The organism is Azorhizobium oxalatiphilum, assembly GCF_014635325.1.
GTDB lineage: Bacteria > Pseudomonadota > Alphaproteobacteria > Rhizobiales > Xanthobacteraceae > Azorhizobium > Azorhizobium oxalatiphilum.
Genome location: NZ_BMCT01000002.1, coordinates 758894 through 775543 on the forward strand (window position 1 = coordinate 758894; position 16650 = coordinate 775543).

Consider the following 16650-nt stretch of genomic DNA (forward strand, 5'->3'; position numbering starts at 1 on the left):
CCTGCCCGCGACTCAGCCCGGCAGAACGGCGGTGATGGTGCGTCCGCCCCGCACCACGGTCACGCGCCAGGCGCGGGCCGGGGTGCGGGTAGCCCCAACGAGATCCTTCACGGTGCCGATACGCGCGCCGTTCACCTCGAGAATGATGTCGCCCGGACGGAAGCCAGCCGCATCGGCAGTCGATTGCTGCATCACGCTGGCCACCACCACGACGCCCTCATCCACATCGAGGCGCAGCTCATCCGCCAGCCCCGGCGAGGCATCCGCCACCCGCGCGCCATTGAAGGGGGAACGGCCGCCGAGCACCACTTCATCCTGCTTGTTCCGCTCCGGCGCGCTCTCCAGCACCATGGACACGTCCGTGGGCTTGCCCTGCCGCACGATGCCGACCGTGGCCTTGCCGCCGATAGCGCGAGTGCCGAAGCGGTAGTTCAGCGTCTGCGGATCGTCGATGCCCTGCCCTTCCACGCTGACGATGAGATCGCCCACCTTCAGCCCAGCCTTGGCGGCGGGGCCATTGGGATAGAGCGACTGCACCAGCACGCCAGTCGGGCGCGGCAGGCCGAGGCTCTCGGCGATCTCCGGCGTCACCCGCTGGAGCTTCGCCCCCAGCCAGGGCCGGCGCACGCTCTTGCTGCCGGCCTTCGCCGATTCCACCACCACCTTCACCATGTTGGAGGGGATGGAGAAGCCGATGCCGTGCGAGCCGCCCGAACGCGAATAGATGGCGGTGTTGATGCCCACCAGACGGCCCGCCATGTCCACGAGCGCGCCGCCGGAATTGCCCGGATTGATGGCGGCATCGGTCTGGATGAAGAACTGATAGTCCGACACACCCACCTGCGTGCGGGCGAGCGCGGAGACGATGCCCTGCGTCACCGTCTGGCCGACGCCGAAGGGATCGCCGATGGCGAGGATCAGGTCGCCTACCTGCAATTCATCCGAATTGCCGATCTCCAGCGCCGGGAACTTGCCGCCGCCGTCCTTGATGCGGAGCACCGCAAGGTCCGTCCGCTGGTCGGAGAGCACCACCTCGGCATCGAACTCGCGCTTGTCATTGAGCGCGATACGGATCTGGTCCGCCCCCTCGATGACGTGGTGGTTGGTGATCACGAGGCCCGACGGATCGACGATCACGCCCGACCCCAGCGAGCGCTGCATGCGCTCGGGCGCACCGAAACCGGGGCCACCCGGCCCGCCGCCGAAGAAGCGGCGGAAGAAGGGATCGTCCATGAAGGGATTGGTGCGCTGCTGCGCGGTCTTCAGCGCATAGACATTCACCACGGCCGGCGCGGTGCGGGAAGCGACCGGCGCGAAGGACAGGGTGATGGCCCCCGCGGAGGACGGCACCTGCGCTCCCGCCGAGGCCGGAGGCTGGGACGGCGGGATCACCTGCGCCAGTTGCTGCGCCTGCCGGGCCCGCTCGGCGTGCTCCACCTGCTCCGCGACGGCGACCCCGAGGCCTCCCACCAGTGCGCCAGCCGCAAGGGCGGCGCTGACCCAGGAACGAACAGCGGCAGATACCATGGCCAGTCATCTCCGGTACCGGCGGCCCCGCCGCGCGGGCGGGACGGCCTTCATGCATGGGCAGGAGGGAGCAACCGCAGGTGCGGTCGCGATTCCCTCTTCTGTCACGATGCAGTTGAAACGAAAGAAGGGCGGCCGTGAGGCCGCCCTTCTTGAACGTTCCGAGAGGCAAGCCGGGTCCAGCCCGGCGCGCCAATCAGGCCGCGGCGGCTTCGGCCGCCTCGGTGCGGGCGCGGTCGGCGGCGCCCTTGGCGTCCACGTCGCGGTCCACGAACTCGATCACCGCCACGGCGGTGTTGTCACCATGACGGAAGCCCGCCTTGATGATGCGGGTGTAGCCACCCGGACGGCCCTTGTAGCGGGGCGCCAGCACGTCGAAGAGCTTCTTCACGACGGAGATGTCGCGCAGCTCGGCGATGGCCTGACGGCGGGCGTGCAGATCGCCGCGACGGGCGAGCGTCACCAGCTTCTCGACCACGGGACGCAGGTCCTTGGCCTTGGGCAGGGTGGTGACGATCTGCTCGTGCGTGATGAGCGCCTGGCTGAGATTCATGAACATCGCCTTGCGATGCTCGGCGGTGCGGTTGAACTTGCGATGTACCTTGCCGTGACGCATGACGGCGAACTCCTAAATGCCTCCGGCGTTTCGAGCCGAGTGGGTTAAGCGGCTCGAGCCGCGGGGTGAATGGGGTCAGTAATGGTCCTCGAAGCGCTTCGCGAGCTCTTCGATGTTTTCCGGCGGCCAGCCCGGCACTTCCATGCCGAGGTGCAGGCCCATGGAGGCCAGCACTTCCTTGATCTCGTTGAGCGACTTCCGGCCGAAATTCGGCGTGCGGAGCATCTCCGTCTCGCTCTTCTGGATCAGGTCGCCGATGTAGACGATGTTGTCGTTCTTCAGGCAGTTCGCCGAACGCACCGACAGTTCGAGTTCGTCCACCTTCTTCAGGAGCGCCGGGTTGAAGGGCAGTTCCTGGATGGCGGCCGACTCGCTCTCGCGCTTCGGCTCCTCGAAGTTGACGAAGATCTCGAGCTGGTCCTGCAGGATGCGCGCGGCATAAGCGAGCGCGTCCTCGGCCGACACCGAGCCGTCGGTCTCGATCTGCATGGTCAGCTTGTCATAGTCGAGGATCTGACCCTCGCGGGTGTTCTCGACCTTGTAGGAGACCTTGCGCACCGGGGAGTAGAGGCTGTCGATCGGGATCAGGCCGATCGGGGCATCCTCGGGGCGGTTGCGCTCGGCAGCCACATAACCCTTGCCGGTGTCCACGGTGAACTCGATGCGCAGTTCCGCGCCCTCGTCCAGCGTGCAGAGCACGAGGTTGGGGTTGAGGATCTGGATGTCGCCCACGGTCTGGATGTCACCGGCGAGCAGCACGCCGGGGCCGTTCTTCTTTGCCACGAGACGCTTGGGGCCATCGCCCTGCATCTTGATGGCCACATCCTTCACGTTGAGGATGATGTCGGTCACGTCTTCACGCACGCCCGGAATGGACGAAAACTCGTGCAGCACGCCATCGATGTGCACCGACGTCACCGCCGCGCCCTGAAGGGACGACAGCAGGATGCGACGGAGCGCATTGCCGAGCGTCATGCCGAAACCGCGCTCGAGCGGCTCGGCCACGACGGTGGCGAGGCGCTTGGGGTCGCGGCCGGCAGTCACCTGCAGCTTCTCGGGCTTGATCAGCTCTTGCCAGTTCTTCTGAATCACTTGCGTCACCTTGCCTTCTCGCCGGGCGGCGGCACTCGAACAGTCTTTGCTGGCGAGCCAGAAACCTGTGAGGCGCCGGCCCGTCCCGCTCGCCGGGGAGGAACCGAGCAGAGGCCCGCCGGGAACATCCCGCGGGCCGTTGGCACGCTCAGACGCGCCGGCGCTTGCGCGGACGGCAGCCGTTGTGCGGGATCGGCGTCACGTCGCGGATCGAGGTGACGAGGAAGCCGGCGGCCTGCAGGGCGCGCAGGGCGGACTCACGTCCCGAACCGGGGCCGGACACTTCCACTTCCAGGGTACGCATGCCGTGCTCGGCCGCCTTGCGGGCCGCATCCTCGGCCGCCATCTGCGCGGCGAACGGGGTGGACTTGCGCGAGCCCTTGAAGCCCATGGCACCGGCGGACGACCAGGAGATGGTGTTCCCCTGCGCGTCGGTGATGGTGATCATGGTGTTGTTGAACGAGGCATTCACATGCGCAACGCCCGAGGCGATGTTCTTCCGCTCGCGGCGCTTAACGCGGGCTGCTTCCTTAGCCATATCTCTTCAAATCCTTCAGGCGCGCCCGTAGCTCCAGGCGCTCGGGAATGGGTGCCCACTGCGGGCATCCAAAGGGAAAAGGGAAGGCCGGATCCGGCCTCCCCCGAAACCTGCGGGTATTAGCCGCGGATCACTTCTTCTTGCCGGCGATGGCCTTCGCCGGACCCTTGCGGGTGCGGGCGTTGGTGTGGGTGCGCTGGCCGCGCACCGGCAGGCCACGGCGATGACGCAGGCCACGGTAGCAACCGAGGTCCATGAGGCGCTTGATGTTCATCGCCACTTCGCGGCGCAGATCGCCTTCCACGATGTAATCGCGGTCGATCGTCTCGCGGATCTGAAGCACTTCGGCGTCCGACAGCTGGTTCACGCGGCGCTCGGCCGGGATGCCAACCTTGGTCACGATCTCTTCGGCCTTCTTGGCGCCGATGCCGTGAATGTACTGGAGCGCGATGACGACGCGCTTGTTGGTCGGGATGTTTACGCCTGCAATACGAGCCACTGCTCTCTCCATCTGACCGCCGGTGAAGGCGGTGTTCTGCCCCGCGTCCGGTGGAGCCCGGCCCGTGCGGAGATGACAACAAACCGTGCGCGCCGCTCCTCTTTCCGGAAGAGCGACAGGCACGGATCTCGAAAGGAAGGTGCGCGATTACGCGTTTTAACCTTCCCTGTCAATCCCCGCGTCAAAAATGGCGCAGGGACTGGATTCTGATCAGACCGTCTCGAGAATCGAGTCGATGGCCCGGGTCACTTCGTCGATCGGCCGCATGCCGTCGATCTGCTGAAGCTGGCCGCGCTCGGCATAATAGGGCGCCACGATGGCGGTATCGCGATTGTAGGCTTCGAGCCGGGTCTTGAAGACTTCCGGATCGTCGTCCTTGCGCACCTGCTCGCCACGCGCGCGGGTTTCGGCCGCGCGGTTGAGGATCCGGTCCAGCAGCTTGGCCTGGTCCACCTTCAGCTCGATGACGGCGTCGAGCTTGAGGCCCTTCTCCTTGAGCATGGCGGAGAGGGCGTCGGCCTGAGCCACCGTGCGCGGGAAGCCGTCGAGGATGAAGCCCTTGCGGGCATCCTCATGCTCCAGCCGCTCGGCGATGATGCCGATGACGATCTCGTCGGAGACGAGGCCGCCGGACTCCATGGCCGCCTTGGCCTTCAGTCCCACCGGGGTCTCGGCCGCAACGGCGGCGCGCAGCATGTCACCGGTCGAAAGCTGGACGATGCCGTGGCGCGTAACGAGCCGCTGCGCCTGGGTGCCCTTGCCCGCCCCGGGCGGTCCCAGCAGTACCAGCCTCATTTCCGTCTCCCCCCGCGCAGCTTGGATTTCTTGACCAAGCCTTCGTATTGATGGGCCAAGAGATGCCCCTGGATCTGGGACACCGTGTCCATGGTCACGCTGACCACGATCAGCAGCGACGTGCCGCCAAAGTAGAACGGCAGGGCCGCGTATGAAATCAGCAGTTCGGGGAAGAGGCAAACTGCCGCGATGTAGGCTGCGCCCACCACCGTGATCCGGGTCAGCACGTAGTCGATGTATTCGGCGGTACGCTCGCCCGGACGGATGCCGGGGATGAAGCCGCCGTGCTTCTTCAGATTGTCGGCCGTTTCCACCGGGTTGAACACGATGGCGGTGTAGAAGAAGCAGAAGAACAGGATCAGAGCCACATACAGCGTCATGTAGAGCGGCTGGCCATGGGCGAGCAGCGCCGTGATGCGGTTCAGCCATTCCGGCCCCGTGCCCTGCATGAAGCTGGCGATGGTGGTCGGGATCAGCAGCAGCGAGGAAGCGAAGATCGGCGGGATGACGCCGGCCGTGTTCAGCTTCAGCGGCAGATGCGAGGACTGGCCCTCATAGAGCTTATTGCCCACCTGGCGCTTCGGATACTGGATCAGCAGCCGGCGCTGGGCGCGCTCCATGAACACGATGAAGGCGATGATCACGACCGCCATGGCCAGCACGCCGAGGATGATCACGGTCGAGATGGCGCCCTGACGGCCCAGTTCGAGCGTGCGCACAAAGGCGCCCGGCAGCTCGGCGACGATGCCGCCGAAGATGATCAGCGACGTGCCGTTGCCGATGCCGCGCGAGGTGATCTGCTCACCCAGCCACATCATGAACATGGTGCCGCCGGTCAGCGTGATCACGGTCGAGATGCGGAAGAACCAGTCGGGATCGGACACGACGCCGGGCTGGCTCTCGAGGCCGACGGCGATGCCATAGGCCTGGAACACCGCCAGCACCACCGTCAGGTAGCGCGTGTACTGGTTGATCTTCTTGCGGCCGGCCTCGCCTTCCTTCTTCAGCGCTTCCAGCGTCGGGGAGACCGTCGTCAGGAGCTGCACGATGATGGAGGCCGAGATGTACGGCATGATGTTCAGCGCGAAGATCGCCATGCGCTCGACGGCACCGCCGGAGAACATGTTGAACAGGCCGATGATGCCCTGCTGCGCATTCTGGAACACGCCGGAAAGCGCGTCCGGATTGATGCCGGGCAGCGGGATGTAGGTGCCGAGCCGGAAGACGATGAGCGCGCCCAGCGTGAACCAGATGCGCTTCTTCAGCTCCTCGGCCTTGCCGAGGGCACCGAAATTCAGATTTGCCGCGAGTTGTTCGGCCGCCGAGACCATGCCTTGCTCCGCTTCCGCCGCCGCGATTGGGGGCGGGCATTAGATGGGAGGCGTAATGGCGTCGCGTCAGCCCCGAAGAAGCGCGCGCCGCTCAAAAAACCGAAAGACGCCTTGACCGCAGGCCATGGATCCGCACGGGCGAATCCCCTCCCCTTTTGGTCTTAGCCGGGTTCGGCCGGTGCATCTATAGCCGAGATGACACGGCCCGCGCCGAAAACGGAAAGGCCCGCTCCACGGAGCCGCCCTTCCCTGCCGCAATGCGCCGGAGAGATGCATCCCTCCAGACGCGGAAAAGCCCCGGATTGCTCCGGGGCCTGTTCCTTGGCTCGAAAACCTCAGACCGCCTCGGCGGCCTCGGCCTTCTGCGCCACCTTGACGGTGCCGCCCAGCTTCTCGATCACCGCAGTCACCGACTTGGTGGCATAGGCCACGTCCAGCGACACCTTGGTGGTCAGTTCACCCGTGCCCAGAACGCGCACGCCATCCTTGGCGCGGCGCAGGACGCCGGCCGCCACCAGGGCGGCCTCAGTGACGGGCTGCGAGGCATCCAGCTTGCCCGCGTCAATCGCGGTCTGGATGCGGCCGAGCGTCACTTCGTTGAAGTCGAGCGCGAAGATGTTGTGGAAGCCACGCTTCGGCAGACGCCGATGCAGGGGCATCTGACCACCTTCAAAGCCCTTGATCGCCACGCCGGTCCGGGCCTTCTGACCCTTCACGCCGCGACCACCGGTCTTGCCCTTGCCGGAGCCGATGCCCCGGCCGACGCGCATGCGCTTCTTGCGCGCGCCGTCGTTGTCCCTGATTTCGTCGAGCTTCATCTCGCTTCCCCTCACTCGTCCGCGACGACGCGCACGAGATGCTGGACCTTCGCGATCATGCCGCGCACGGCCGGAGTATCCTGCAGGGTGGAGCGACGGTGCCGCTTGTTGAGGCCCAGACCGACCAGCGTCGCACGCTGGTCGCCCGGACGGCGGATCGGCGAACCGACCTGCTCCACGGTGACGGTCTTGGTTTCAGACGCCTTAGCCATGGCGTTATCCTTTCAGATGCGGCCTGGGCTCAGTCGGTCGCTTCGGCGTCTTCGACGCGGCGGCGGGACTGGAGCTGGGAAACCTTGAGACCACGACGGGCCGCGACCGAACGCGGGCTGTCCTGGTTGGTCAAAGCGTCGAAAGTGGCGCGAACCATGTTGTAGGGGTTGGAAGACCCGAAGGACTTCGCCACCACGTCATGGACGCCGAGGGTCTCGAACACGGCGCGCATCGGACCGCCGGCGATGATGCCGGTACCCGCAGGCGCAGCGCGCAGGATGACCTTGCCGGCGCCGTGATGACCATGCACGTCGTGGTGCAGGGTCCGGCCTTCGCGCAGCGGCACACGGATGAGAGCGCGCTTGGCGCTCTCCGTGGCCTTGCGGATGGCTTCCGGCACTTCACGCGCCTTGCCGTGACCGAAGCCGACGCGACCCTTCTGGTCGCCGACGATAACCAGAGCGGCGAAGCCGAAGCGACGACCACCCTTCACAACCTTCGCGACACGGTTGATGTGGACCAGCTTGTCCACAAACGTGTTGTCGCGATCCTCGCGATCTCCGCGGTGTTCCCTTTCACGGGCCATTTCGCTACGTCCTTCGCGTCAGAACTGAAGGCCGCCTTCGCGGGCGCCCTCAGCGAGCGCCTTGACGCGCCCATGATAGATGTAAGCACCGCGGTCGAACACGACCGACGTCACGCCCTTCGCGACGGCCCGCTCGGCGACCAGCTTGCCGATGGCCGTAGCGGCATCGACGTCAGCGCCGGTCTTGAGCGAGGAGCGCAGGTCCTTCTCGAGGCTCGAGGCGGAGACCAGGGTCTCACCCTTCGCGTCATCGATGATCTGCGCATAGATGTGCTGTGAGGTCCGATGCACCGACAGGCGGGGACGCCCGTTGGCAGCAGCGCGGATTGCGCGGCGGACCTTGGCCTTGCGGCGCTGGACCGCGTCCAGATCTTTAGCCATGGTTCGCCTCCGTTACTTCTTCTTACCTTCCTTGCGGAAGATGAATTCGCCAGCGTACTTGACGCCCTTGCCCTTGTAGGGCTCGGGGCCGCGGAATTCGCGGATCTCGGCCGCGACCTGACCCACCTGCTGCTTGTCGATGCCAGAGACAATCAGCTCGGTCGGCTTGGGAGCCGCGATCTGGATGCCTTCCGGGATCGGGTACAGCACGTCGTGGCTGTAGCCGAGCGAGAGGTTGAGGGTCTTGCCCTGGATGGCGGCCTTGTAGCCGACGCCGGTGATCTCGAGCTTCTTCTCGAAGCCCTTGGTCACGCCTTCGACGAGGTTCGACACCAGCGTGCGGGACATGCCCCACATGGACTTGTGACGATTGCTCTCGCCGCGCATGGTGACCTGCAGCTCGGAGCCTTCCAGCTTGGCCTGGATCTCCTCGACGAGGACCACCTCGAGGGCGCCCTTGGGGCCCTTTACCTTGACCGTCTGGCCTTCCACGCTGGCAGTGACGCCGGCGGGAATGGCGACGGGATGCTTGCCGATCTTCGACATGTCTCTCTCCGTCGCCTGGTCAGAACACGGTGCAGAGCACTTCGCCGCCGACATTCTTGTCGCGAGCGTCGTGGTCCGCCATCACGCCCTGGGGCGTGGACACAACGGCAATGCCGAGGCCGTTGGCAACACGCGGGAGCGCCTTCACAGAGACGTACACGCGGCGGCCGGGCTTCGAGACACGGGCGATCTCACGGATCACCGGCTGACCGTCGAAGTACTTGAGCTCGATCTCGAACTCGGTACGGCCATTGCCATGGTCGGTGGTGGTGTAGCCGCGGATGTAGCCTTCGTCGCGCAGGACGTTGAGAAGGCTGGCGCGCAGGCTGGACCCCGGCGTGGAGGTCTTGTCCTTGCGGCGCATCTGGGCGTTGCGGATGCGGGTGATCAGGTCGCCGATGGGATCATTGATGGACATCGGACCTCCCTCACCAGCTCGACTTCACAAGGCCCGGAACGAGGCCCTGGTTACCGAGTTCGCGCAGCGCGACGCGGCTCATCTTCAACTTCCGATAGAACGCACGCGGACGGCCAGTGACCTCGCAGCGATTGCGCACCCGGATACGAGCCGAGTTGCGCGGCATTTCCGCCAGCTTGAGGGTCGCCGCGAAGCGCTCCTCGATCGGCAGCGTCTTGTCATTCACGATCGCCTTCAGACCCGCGCGCTTGGCCGCCTTGCTCTGCGAGAGCTTGCGGCGACGCTCGTTGGTCTCGATCGCGCTTTTCTTCGCCATGTCTTGCTCCTGTTCTCCGCGTCTGAGGGTGCGTTTCCACATCCCCCACTGCCGGAAAATCAAAACCCGTCAACGAATGAAGGGGTTCGGCACGCCCGCAAGAGCGGAGCGCCGCGCCCCTTCTATACTGTCACTGGCGGAAGGGGAAGTTAAAGGCGCGCAGCAGGGCGCGGGCCTCGTCATCCGTCTTCGCGGTCGTGCACACGATGATGTCCATGCCCCAGATCTGCTCGACCTGGTCATAGTTGATCTCGGGGAACACGATGTGCTCCTTCATGCCCATGGCGTAGTTGCCACGGCCGTCGAAGCTCTTCGGGTTCAGGCCGCGGAAATCGCGAACGCGCGGCAGCGCGACCGTGATCAGGCGGTCCATGAATTCGTACATGCGCGCCTGGCGGAGGGTCACCTTGGCGCCCACCGGCTGGTTTTCACGCAGCTTGAAGTTCGAGATCGCCTTGCGGGCGCGGGTCAGAACCGGCTTCTGGCCGGCGATCTTCGCCAGGTCGGCAGCGGCGGTCGTCACCTTCTTGGTGTCGGCCGTGGCCTCGCCAACGCCCATGTTGATCACGATCTTCTCGATCGTCGGGACCTGCATGGTGTTCTTGTAGCCGAACTCTTCGATCAGCTTCGCGCGCACCACGTCGTCATAGAACGTGCGCAGACGCGGGGTATAAGTGGCCTCAGCCATCGATCTTCTCCCCGGAACGCTTGGCCACGCGGACCTTGGTCCCGTCTTCCAGCACCTGGAACGCCACGCGGGTGGCCTTGCCGTCCTTCGGGTCAGCGACCGCGATGTTCGACAGGTGGATGGGAGCCTCCTTGGAGATGATCCCGCCCTCGGCCTGCGCCGTCTGGCGCTGATGGCGCTTGACGATATTCACGCCGCGGACGAGCGCACGCTCTTCCTTCGGCATCACCTGAAGCACCTCGCCGGTGCGACCCTTGTCGCGGCCGGTGAGGACGACGACCTTGTCGCCCTTCTTGATCTTCGCGGCCATCACAGCACCTCCGGCGCCAGCGAGATGATCTTCATGTGGTTCTTGGCGCGAAGCTCGCGCGGAACCGGTCCGAAGATACGGGTGCCGACGGGCTCCTTGTTGTTGTTGATCAGCACGGCCGCATTGCGGTCGAAGCGGATCACAGAACCGTCGACGCGGCGGATGTCCTTGGCCGTGCGAACCACGACCGCCTTCATCACATCGCCCTTCTTCACACGCCCGCGCGGAATGGCTTCCTTGACCGACACCACGATGATGTCGCCCACATGAGCATACTTCCGCTTCGAGCCGCCCAGCACCTTGATGCACATGACGCGACGCGCACCGGAATTGTCCGCCACGTCGAGATTGGTCTGCATCTGGATCATGACGCACCTGCTCTCGTCATCCAGAGCTGCCGTTTAACCGGCATTGCTCTTCCACACTGCCGTGCCCGCTCATCGGAACACGGTTTTCGCCGCAATGCGGTCTCCACTCGACCCGATCCTCCCAAACTTGGGAGGCCCGAAGGCGACGGACCCAGCACCGGAGCGTTCGCTGAAACGCGATCAAGGATGCGGGAAACAAAGCTGCTTCCGGCACCCGGAGTGAATCGCGCCCCACTCCTTAAACAGAGACGGCGTCACCGTCCATAGGAATTGCATGCGCAACTCCCATGAACGGTGTTTGTCACCGATCTCAGGCCTCGGCGCGCTTCTCGCCCTGGACCACGATCCAGTTCTTCAGCTTCGACAGGGGCCGATGCTCCTCGATCCACACCGTATCGCCGGTCGACCAGGCGTTGGCCTCGTCATGGGCATGATACTTCTTGGACCGACGAACGGTCTTCTTCAGCAGCGGATGGGTGAAGCGACGCTCCACCCGGACCACCACGGTCTTGTCCTGCTTGTCGCTCACCACGACGCCCTGGAGCACGCGCTTCGGCATCGTTCCCTCACTTCACGTTGGCAGCAGCGGCGCGCTTGGCGCTCTGCACCGTCTTGATCCGCGCGATGTCCTTGCGAATCTCCTTCGTCCGCGCCGTGTTTTCCTGCTGGCCGGTGGCCTTCTGGAAACGCAGGTTGAACTGTTCCTTCTTCAGCTTCAGCAGCTCATCGCTGAGCTGGTCGGGGCTGAGGGCCCGAACGTCCTCGGCTTTCATGACCCTCTCCTCACTCGGCGATGCGCTGAATGAAGCGCGTCTTGATGGGCAGCTTGGCAGCCGCGAGGGTCAGCGCCTCACGGGCCAGATCCACGGGCACGCCGTCGATCTCGAACATGATGCGGCCGGGCTTGACCTTGGCCGCCCAGTATTCCGGCGCGCCCTTACCCTTACCCATTCGAACTTCGGTGGGCTTGGAGGTGACGGGCACGTCGGGGAAGACGCGGATCCACACCCGGCCCGCACGCTTCATGTGACGGGTGAGCGCGCGACGCGCGGCTTCGATCTGGCGGGCGGTGACACGCTCGGGCTCAAGAGCCTTGAGGCCGAATTCACCGAAATTCAGTTCCGTGCCGCCCTTCGCAACGCCGTGGATACGGCCCTTGAACTGCTTACGGAACTTCGTGCGCTTGGGTTGCAGCATGGCTTACGCCTTTCCTATGCCGACCGGATCACGCCGCGTGGTCGCGGTCGCGACCCTGGTCGCGATCACGGTCACGGCGCGGCGGACGGCCGCTGGACGGACCTTCAGCCTCGCTCGCCATGCGCTTGTCGACAGCCATGGGATCGTGCTCGAGGATCTCGCCCTTGAAGATCCACACCTTGACACCGCAGGTGCCGTAGGTGGTGAAAGCGGTGGCGGTGCCATAGTCCACGTCCGCACGCAGCGTGTGCAGCGGAACGCGGCCCTCGCGGTACCACTCCAGACGCGCGATCTCGGCGCCGCCGAGACGACCGGAGCAGTTGATGCGGATGCCCTCGGCGCCCAGACGCATGGCCGACTGAACGGCCCGCTTCATGGCGCGACGGAACGCAACGCGACGCTCCAGCTGCTGCGCGATGGACTCGGCCACCAGACGCGCGTCGACTTCCGGCTTGCGGATCTCGACGATGTTGATGAAGACCTCCGACTTGGTCATGTCGGCGACCTTCTTGCGCAGCTTGTCGATGTCCGCGCCCTTCTTGCCGATGACCACGCCCGGACGAGCCGAGTAGATGGTCACGCGGCACTTCTTGTGCGGGCGCTCGATCACGACCTTGGACACCGCGGCCTGCTTGAGCTGCTTCAGCAGCATCTTGCGGATCTTGATGTCCTCGTGGAGCAGCTGGCCGTATTCACCCTTGTTGGCGAACCAGCGGCTGTCCCAGGTGCGGTTGATGCCGAGCCGAAGCCCGACCGGATTGACCTTTTGACCCATCAGGCCCGCTCCTCGACTTCCCGCACCACGATGGTGATGTGGGCGAAGGGCTTCTCAATGCGCGAGGCGCGACCGCGCGCACGCGGCGAGAACCGCTTCATGACCAAACCCTTGCCCACATGAGCCTCGGCGACGATCAGGTCGTCCACCTCGAGGTTGTGGTTGTTTTCGGCGTTCGCGATGGCGCTCTCGAGGCACTTCTTCACGTCGCGCGCAATGCGCTTGTGAGAGAACTCGAGGTCCGCCAGGGCGGTGGCCACCTTCTTGCCGCGGATCAGGCCCGCGACGAGATTGAGCTTCTGGGGCGAGACGCGCAGGTTGCGCGCGATCGCCTTGGCTTCGTTGTCCGCGAGAGCGCGGGGAGTTGCCTGCTTACCCATGGCTGATCACCGCCGCTTGGACTTCTTGTCGGCCGCATGCCCGTAGTACGTACGGGTCGGCGAGAACTCGCCGAACTTGTGGCCGACCATGTCCTCGGAAACGTACACCGGCACATGCTTCTGGCCGTTGTACACACCGAAGGTGAGACCCACGAACTGGGGAAGGATCGTGGAGCGACGGCTCCAGATCTTGATGGTGTCGTTGCGACCCGAAGCGCGTGCGGCGTCTGCCTTCTTGAGCAGATAGCCGTCGACGAACGGGCCCTTCCAAATTGCGCGCGACATATGTCAGGCCCTCACTTCTTCCGCTTGTGGCGGCTGGTGACAATGAACTTGTCAGTCGCCTTGTTCGAGCGGGTCTTCATGCCCTTCGTGGGCTTGCCCCACGGAGTGACAGGATGACGACCGCCAGAGGTGCGGCCTTCGCCGCCGCCGTGCGGATGGTCGACCGGGTTCATGGTCACGCCGCGGTTATGCGGCTTGATGCCCAGCCAGCGGCTGCGCCCGGCCTTGCCGAGCGAGATGTTCATGTGGTCCGGGTTCGAGACCGCACCCACCGTCGCGTAGCACGCGCCGTGGATGAGGCGCTGCTCGCCCGAGTTCAGGCGCACGATCACGTAGCCCTGGTCACGACCGACGATCTGGGCATAGGAGCCCGCAGAGCGCGCGATCTGGCCACCCTTGCCGATCTTCATCTCGACGTTGTGCACGATGGTGCCAACGGGGAGATTGGAGAGCGGCGCGGCGTTGCCGGGCTTCACGTCCACCTGCTCGCCGGCGATCACCTTGTCACCGGCGCTGAGACGCTGCGGAGCCAGGATGTAGGCCAGGTCGCCGTCCTCATACTTGATGAGGGCGATGAAGGCGGTGCGGTTGGGATCGTACTCCAGACGCTCCACGGTGCCGACCACGTCACGCTTGGCGCGCTTGAAGTCGACGATGCGGTACGACTGCTTGTGGCCGCCGCCACGGAAACGAACCGTGATGCGACCGTTGTTGTTGCGGCCGCCCGAGGAGCTCTTGCCCTCGGTCAGCGTCTTGACCGGCTTGCCCTTGTAAAGGCCGGAGCGGTCCACGATCACGAGCTGGCGAAGGCCCGGCGTGACCGGCTTGAAATGCTTCAGCGCCATGGTCTTAGTTCCGTTCCTTCACTCACAGGCCGGTGGTGATGTCGATCCGCTGGCCCTCTTCGAGGGTCACCACCGCCTTCTTGACGTCGCTCTGGACGCCCTTCCGGCCGCGGAAGATCTTCACCTTGCCCTTGCGGACCAGCGTGTTCACGCTCTTGACCTTCACGTCGAACAGCTTCTCCACCGCCTCTTTGATCTGAGGCTTGGTGGCGGTGCTGGCCACGTTGAAGACCACCTTGTTCTCTTCGCTCTGCGCCGTCGCCTTTTCGGTGATGACGGGGGAGCGGATCACGTCGTAATGACGCGGCTCGATGTTCGCCTGCGGGCTCATTTGAAGCGCGCCTCCAGCGCGTCCACAGCGGCCCGGGTCAGAACCAGGGTGTCACGCCGCAGAATGTCGTACACGTTGATGCCCTGCACAGGCAGCACATCCACGGTAGCGAGGTTGCGCGCCGCAAGAGCGAGGTTGGTCTCGACCTCGGCGCCATCGATGATCAGCACCGACGCGAGGCCGAGCTTCGCCAGCTGATCCTTGAAGCCCTTGGTCTTGGGATCGACCAGACCGGCCTTCTCGATCACGAAGATCTGCGCGGCCTTGGCCTTGGAGGACAGCGCATGCTTGAGAGCAAGAGCGCGGACCTTCTTGGGCAGATCGAAAGCATGCGAGCGCACCACCGGACCGAAAGCCCGACCACCGCCGCGGAACTGCGGAGCGGAGGCAGCGCCGTGACGGGCGTTGCCGGTGCCCTTCTGCTTGTACATCTTCTTGGACGTGCGGTTGATTTCCGAACGGCCCTTGGTGCGGTGCGTGCCGGCCTGGCGACGGGCGAGCTGCCACGTCACCATGCGGTGCAGGATGTCCGCGCGCGGCTCAAGGCCGAAGATCGCGTCGGACAGGGAGATCGAGCCGGCTTCAGAGCCGTCGAGCGTCTTGACGGTGAGTTCCATCACGCGCCCTCCTCGTTGGTGGCCTGAGCCGCCACGGCTTCACCGTCGCGCAGCTTGAACGCGCCCGGCTTGGGAGCCTCGCTCGGCAGACGCTTCTTCACCGCGTCGCGCACCATGATCCAGCCGCCGGCGTGACCGGGGACCGCGCCTTCGACGGCGATGAGGCCGCGCTCGACGTCGGTCATCACGACCTTCAGGTTCTGGGTGGTGACGGTGACGTCGCCCATGTGGCCAGGCATCTTCTTGTTCTTGAAGGTCTTGCCCGGGTCCTGACGGCCGCCGGTCGAACCGATCGAACGATGCGAGATCGACACACCGTGGGTGGCGCGAAGACCACCGAAGTTGTGCCGCTTCATACCACCGGCGAAGCCCTTACCGATCGTGGTGCCGGTGACGTCCACATACTGGCCCACGACGAAGTGGTCAGCAGTGATCTCGGCACCCACCGGAATCAGGCCCTCGGCGTCCACGCGGAACTCCGCAAGCTTGCGCTTGGGCTCCACCTGGGCGACGGCAAAGTTGCCGCGCTCAGCCTTGGTGGTGTTCTTCGGCTTGCGCTTGCCAGCACCGAGCTGGACCGCGACGTAGCCATTCTTGTCGAGCGTACGGTGGGCAACCACCTGGCAGCTCTCAACTTTCAGCACAGTAACCGGCAGGTGCTCACCCGCATCCGTAAAGATGCGAGTCATGCCGAGCTTCTGGGCGATGACGCCTGACCGCATGGTCGTGTCTCCTCGCCTCACGTCAGAGCTTGATTTCGACGTCGACGCCAGCGGCGAGGTCGAGCTTCATCAGCGCGTCCACGGTCTGGGGAGTCGGGTCGACGATATCGAGCAACCGCTTGTGAGTACGCATCTCAAACTGCTCGCGCGACTTCTTATCGATGTGCGGAGAGCGATTGACGGTGAACTTCTCGATCCGCGTCGGCAGCGGAATCGGGCCGCGCACCTGCGCGCCAGTGCGCTTGGCCGTGGCGACGATCTCGCGGGTCGAGGCATCGAGGATGCGGTGATCGAACGCCTTAAGGCGGATCCGAATGTTCTGGCCGTTCATGGCTCAAGGGCTCCAAGAAAAAGAGGGACGCGCTGGCGGAGCAGCGCGGCCCCGTTTCTTATTGTTTCACTCGATGATCGAGGCGACGACGCCGGCGCCGACAGTGCGGCCGCCTTCACGGATAG

The 16650-nt window shown here is 65.0% G+C and carries 28 protein-coding genes; all 28 read right to left on the bottom strand.

The features are described 5' to 3' along the window. Window positions 1-12: 12 nt before the first annotated feature. The 28 genes from IEW24_RS11935 to rpsJ all read right to left on the bottom strand — a co-directional run bounded on the left by IEW24_RS11935 (window position 13) and on the right by rpsJ (window position 16525). The gene (locus IEW24_RS11935; protein WP_188578711.1) at window positions 13-1527 is read right to left on the bottom strand and encodes a DegQ family serine endoprotease; all 1515 of its coding nucleotides are present in this window, start codon (window positions 1525-1527) and stop codon (window positions 13-15) included. Window positions 1528-1723: 196 nt separating this feature from the next. Further along, window positions 1724-2143: a 50S ribosomal protein L17 gene (gene rplQ, locus IEW24_RS11940; RefSeq protein WP_188578713.1), complete on the bottom strand. Its 420-nt coding sequence runs from the start codon at window positions 2141-2143 to the stop codon at window positions 1724-1726. Between the two features lie 75 nt (window positions 2144-2218). Beyond that, complete coding sequence (locus IEW24_RS11945; protein ID WP_373870049.1) at window positions 2219-3244, bottom strand: DNA-directed RNA polymerase subunit alpha; 1026 nt, start codon at window positions 3242-3244, stop codon at window positions 2219-2221. A gap of 139 nt (window positions 3245-3383) precedes the next feature. Then, window positions 3384-3773 (bottom strand): 30S ribosomal protein S11, encoded by a 390-nt coding sequence (gene rpsK, locus IEW24_RS11950; protein ID WP_188578715.1) that lies wholly within the window; start codon window positions 3771-3773, stop codon window positions 3384-3386. Window positions 3774-3903: 130 nt separating this feature from the next. Continuing rightward, entirely contained in the window at window positions 3904-4272 is a 369-nt protein-coding gene (gene rpsM, locus IEW24_RS11955; RefSeq protein WP_188578717.1) for a 30S ribosomal protein S13, read from the bottom strand. 210 nt (window positions 4273-4482) lie between these two features. Continuing rightward, a complete protein-coding gene (locus IEW24_RS11960) occupies window positions 4483-5067 on the bottom strand; it encodes an adenylate kinase (RefSeq protein ID WP_188578719.1) in 585 nt (194 codons plus the stop codon). Then, on the bottom strand, window positions 5064-6398 hold the full coding sequence (secY, locus tag IEW24_RS11965; RefSeq protein WP_188578721.1) for a preprotein translocase subunit SecY: 1335 nt from the start codon (window positions 6396-6398) through the stop codon (window positions 5064-5066). The genes IEW24_RS11960 and secY overlap by 4 nt, the downstream gene beginning before the upstream one ends. A 335-nt stretch (window positions 6399-6733) precedes the next feature. Then, on the bottom strand, window positions 6734-7216 hold the full coding sequence (gene rplO / locus IEW24_RS11970; RefSeq protein WP_188578723.1) for a 50S ribosomal protein L15: 483 nt from the start codon (window positions 7214-7216) through the stop codon (window positions 6734-6736). An 11-nt stretch (window positions 7217-7227) separates the two neighbouring features. Continuing rightward, window positions 7228-7428, bottom strand: coding sequence for a 50S ribosomal protein L30 (gene rpmD / locus IEW24_RS11975; protein WP_188578726.1), 201 nt, complete (start codon window positions 7426-7428; stop codon window positions 7228-7230). A 29-nt stretch (window positions 7429-7457) separates the two neighbouring features. Beyond that, window positions 7458-8015 carry a 30S ribosomal protein S5 gene (gene rpsE / locus IEW24_RS11980; protein WP_188578728.1) on the bottom strand — a complete coding sequence of 186 codons (558 nt, stop codon included), beginning with the start codon at window positions 8013-8015 and terminating at the stop codon, window positions 7458-7460. An 18-nt stretch (window positions 8016-8033) separates the two neighbouring features. Continuing rightward, a complete protein-coding gene (gene rplR / locus IEW24_RS11985; protein WP_188578730.1) occupies window positions 8034-8396 on the bottom strand; it encodes a 50S ribosomal protein L18 in 363 nt (120 codons plus the stop codon). Between the two features lie 12 nt (window positions 8397-8408). After that, window positions 8409-8942: a 50S ribosomal protein L6 gene (gene rplF / locus IEW24_RS11990; protein ID WP_188578732.1), complete on the bottom strand. Its 534-nt coding sequence runs from the start codon at window positions 8940-8942 to the stop codon at window positions 8409-8411. Between the two features lie 19 nt (window positions 8943-8961). Next, window positions 8962-9360, bottom strand: coding sequence for a 30S ribosomal protein S8 (rpsH, locus tag IEW24_RS11995; RefSeq protein ID WP_188578734.1), 399 nt, complete (start codon window positions 9358-9360; stop codon window positions 8962-8964). Between the two features lie 10 nt (window positions 9361-9370). Further along, the gene (gene rpsN / locus IEW24_RS12000; RefSeq protein WP_188578736.1) at window positions 9371-9676 is read right to left on the bottom strand and encodes a 30S ribosomal protein S14; all 306 of its coding nucleotides are present in this window, start codon (window positions 9674-9676) and stop codon (window positions 9371-9373) included. A gap of 130 nt (window positions 9677-9806) precedes the next feature. Beyond that, the gene (rplE, locus tag IEW24_RS12005) at window positions 9807-10364 is read right to left on the bottom strand and encodes a 50S ribosomal protein L5 (protein ID WP_244644317.1); all 558 of its coding nucleotides are present in this window, start codon (window positions 10362-10364) and stop codon (window positions 9807-9809) included. Next, window positions 10357-10674: a 50S ribosomal protein L24 gene (gene rplX / locus IEW24_RS12010; protein WP_188578738.1), complete on the bottom strand. Its 318-nt coding sequence runs from the start codon at window positions 10672-10674 to the stop codon at window positions 10357-10359. The genes rplE and rplX overlap by 8 nt, the downstream gene beginning before the upstream one ends. Beyond that, the gene (rplN, locus tag IEW24_RS12015) at window positions 10674-11042 is read right to left on the bottom strand and encodes a 50S ribosomal protein L14 (RefSeq protein ID WP_018390610.1); all 369 of its coding nucleotides are present in this window, start codon (window positions 11040-11042) and stop codon (window positions 10674-10676) included. The genes rplX and rplN overlap by 1 nt, the downstream gene beginning before the upstream one ends. Window positions 11043-11352: 310 nt before the next feature. Further along, window positions 11353-11601: a 30S ribosomal protein S17 gene (gene rpsQ / locus IEW24_RS12020; protein WP_188578740.1), complete on the bottom strand. Its 249-nt coding sequence runs from the start codon at window positions 11599-11601 to the stop codon at window positions 11353-11355. Between the two features lie 7 nt (window positions 11602-11608). Beyond that, window positions 11609-11815, bottom strand: a complete 207-nt coding sequence (gene rpmC / locus IEW24_RS12025) for a 50S ribosomal protein L29 (protein WP_188578742.1) — start codon at window positions 11813-11815, stop codon at window positions 11609-11611. Window positions 11816-11825: 10 nt separating this feature from the next. Next, the gene (gene rplP / locus IEW24_RS12030; protein ID WP_012171073.1) at window positions 11826-12239 is read right to left on the bottom strand and encodes a 50S ribosomal protein L16; all 414 of its coding nucleotides are present in this window, start codon (window positions 12237-12239) and stop codon (window positions 11826-11828) included. A gap of 28 nt (window positions 12240-12267) precedes the next feature. Then, window positions 12268-13014 (bottom strand): 30S ribosomal protein S3, encoded by a 747-nt coding sequence (gene rpsC / locus IEW24_RS12035; protein ID WP_188578743.1) that lies wholly within the window; start codon window positions 13012-13014, stop codon window positions 12268-12270. Continuing rightward, a complete protein-coding gene (rplV, locus tag IEW24_RS12040; RefSeq protein ID WP_188578745.1) occupies window positions 13014-13394 on the bottom strand; it encodes a 50S ribosomal protein L22 in 381 nt (126 codons plus the stop codon). The genes rpsC and rplV overlap by 1 nt, the downstream gene beginning before the upstream one ends. Before the next feature lie 6 nt (window positions 13395-13400). Then, window positions 13401-13679, bottom strand: a complete 279-nt coding sequence (rpsS, locus tag IEW24_RS12045; RefSeq protein ID WP_188578748.1) for a 30S ribosomal protein S19 — start codon at window positions 13677-13679, stop codon at window positions 13401-13403. Window positions 13680-13690: 11 nt separating this feature from the next. Beyond that, a complete protein-coding gene (gene rplB / locus IEW24_RS12050) occupies window positions 13691-14524 on the bottom strand; it encodes a 50S ribosomal protein L2 (RefSeq protein ID WP_188578750.1) in 834 nt (277 codons plus the stop codon). Between the two features lie 22 nt (window positions 14525-14546). Next, entirely contained in the window at window positions 14547-14855 is a 309-nt protein-coding gene (locus IEW24_RS12055) for a 50S ribosomal protein L23 (protein WP_188578752.1), read from the bottom strand. Then, window positions 14852-15472: a 50S ribosomal protein L4 gene (gene rplD, locus IEW24_RS12060; RefSeq protein ID WP_188578754.1), complete on the bottom strand. Its 621-nt coding sequence runs from the start codon at window positions 15470-15472 to the stop codon at window positions 14852-14854. Before rplD ends, IEW24_RS12055 begins: the two co-directional genes overlap by 4 nt. Further along, window positions 15472-16194: a 50S ribosomal protein L3 gene (gene rplC, locus IEW24_RS12065; protein WP_188578756.1), complete on the bottom strand. Its 723-nt coding sequence runs from the start codon at window positions 16192-16194 to the stop codon at window positions 15472-15474. Before rplC ends, rplD begins: the two co-directional genes overlap by 1 nt. Window positions 16195-16216: 22 nt before the next feature. Next, a complete protein-coding gene (rpsJ, locus tag IEW24_RS12070) occupies window positions 16217-16525 on the bottom strand; it encodes a 30S ribosomal protein S10 (RefSeq protein ID WP_012113701.1) in 309 nt (102 codons plus the stop codon). Window positions 16526-16650: the final 125 nt, after the last annotated feature.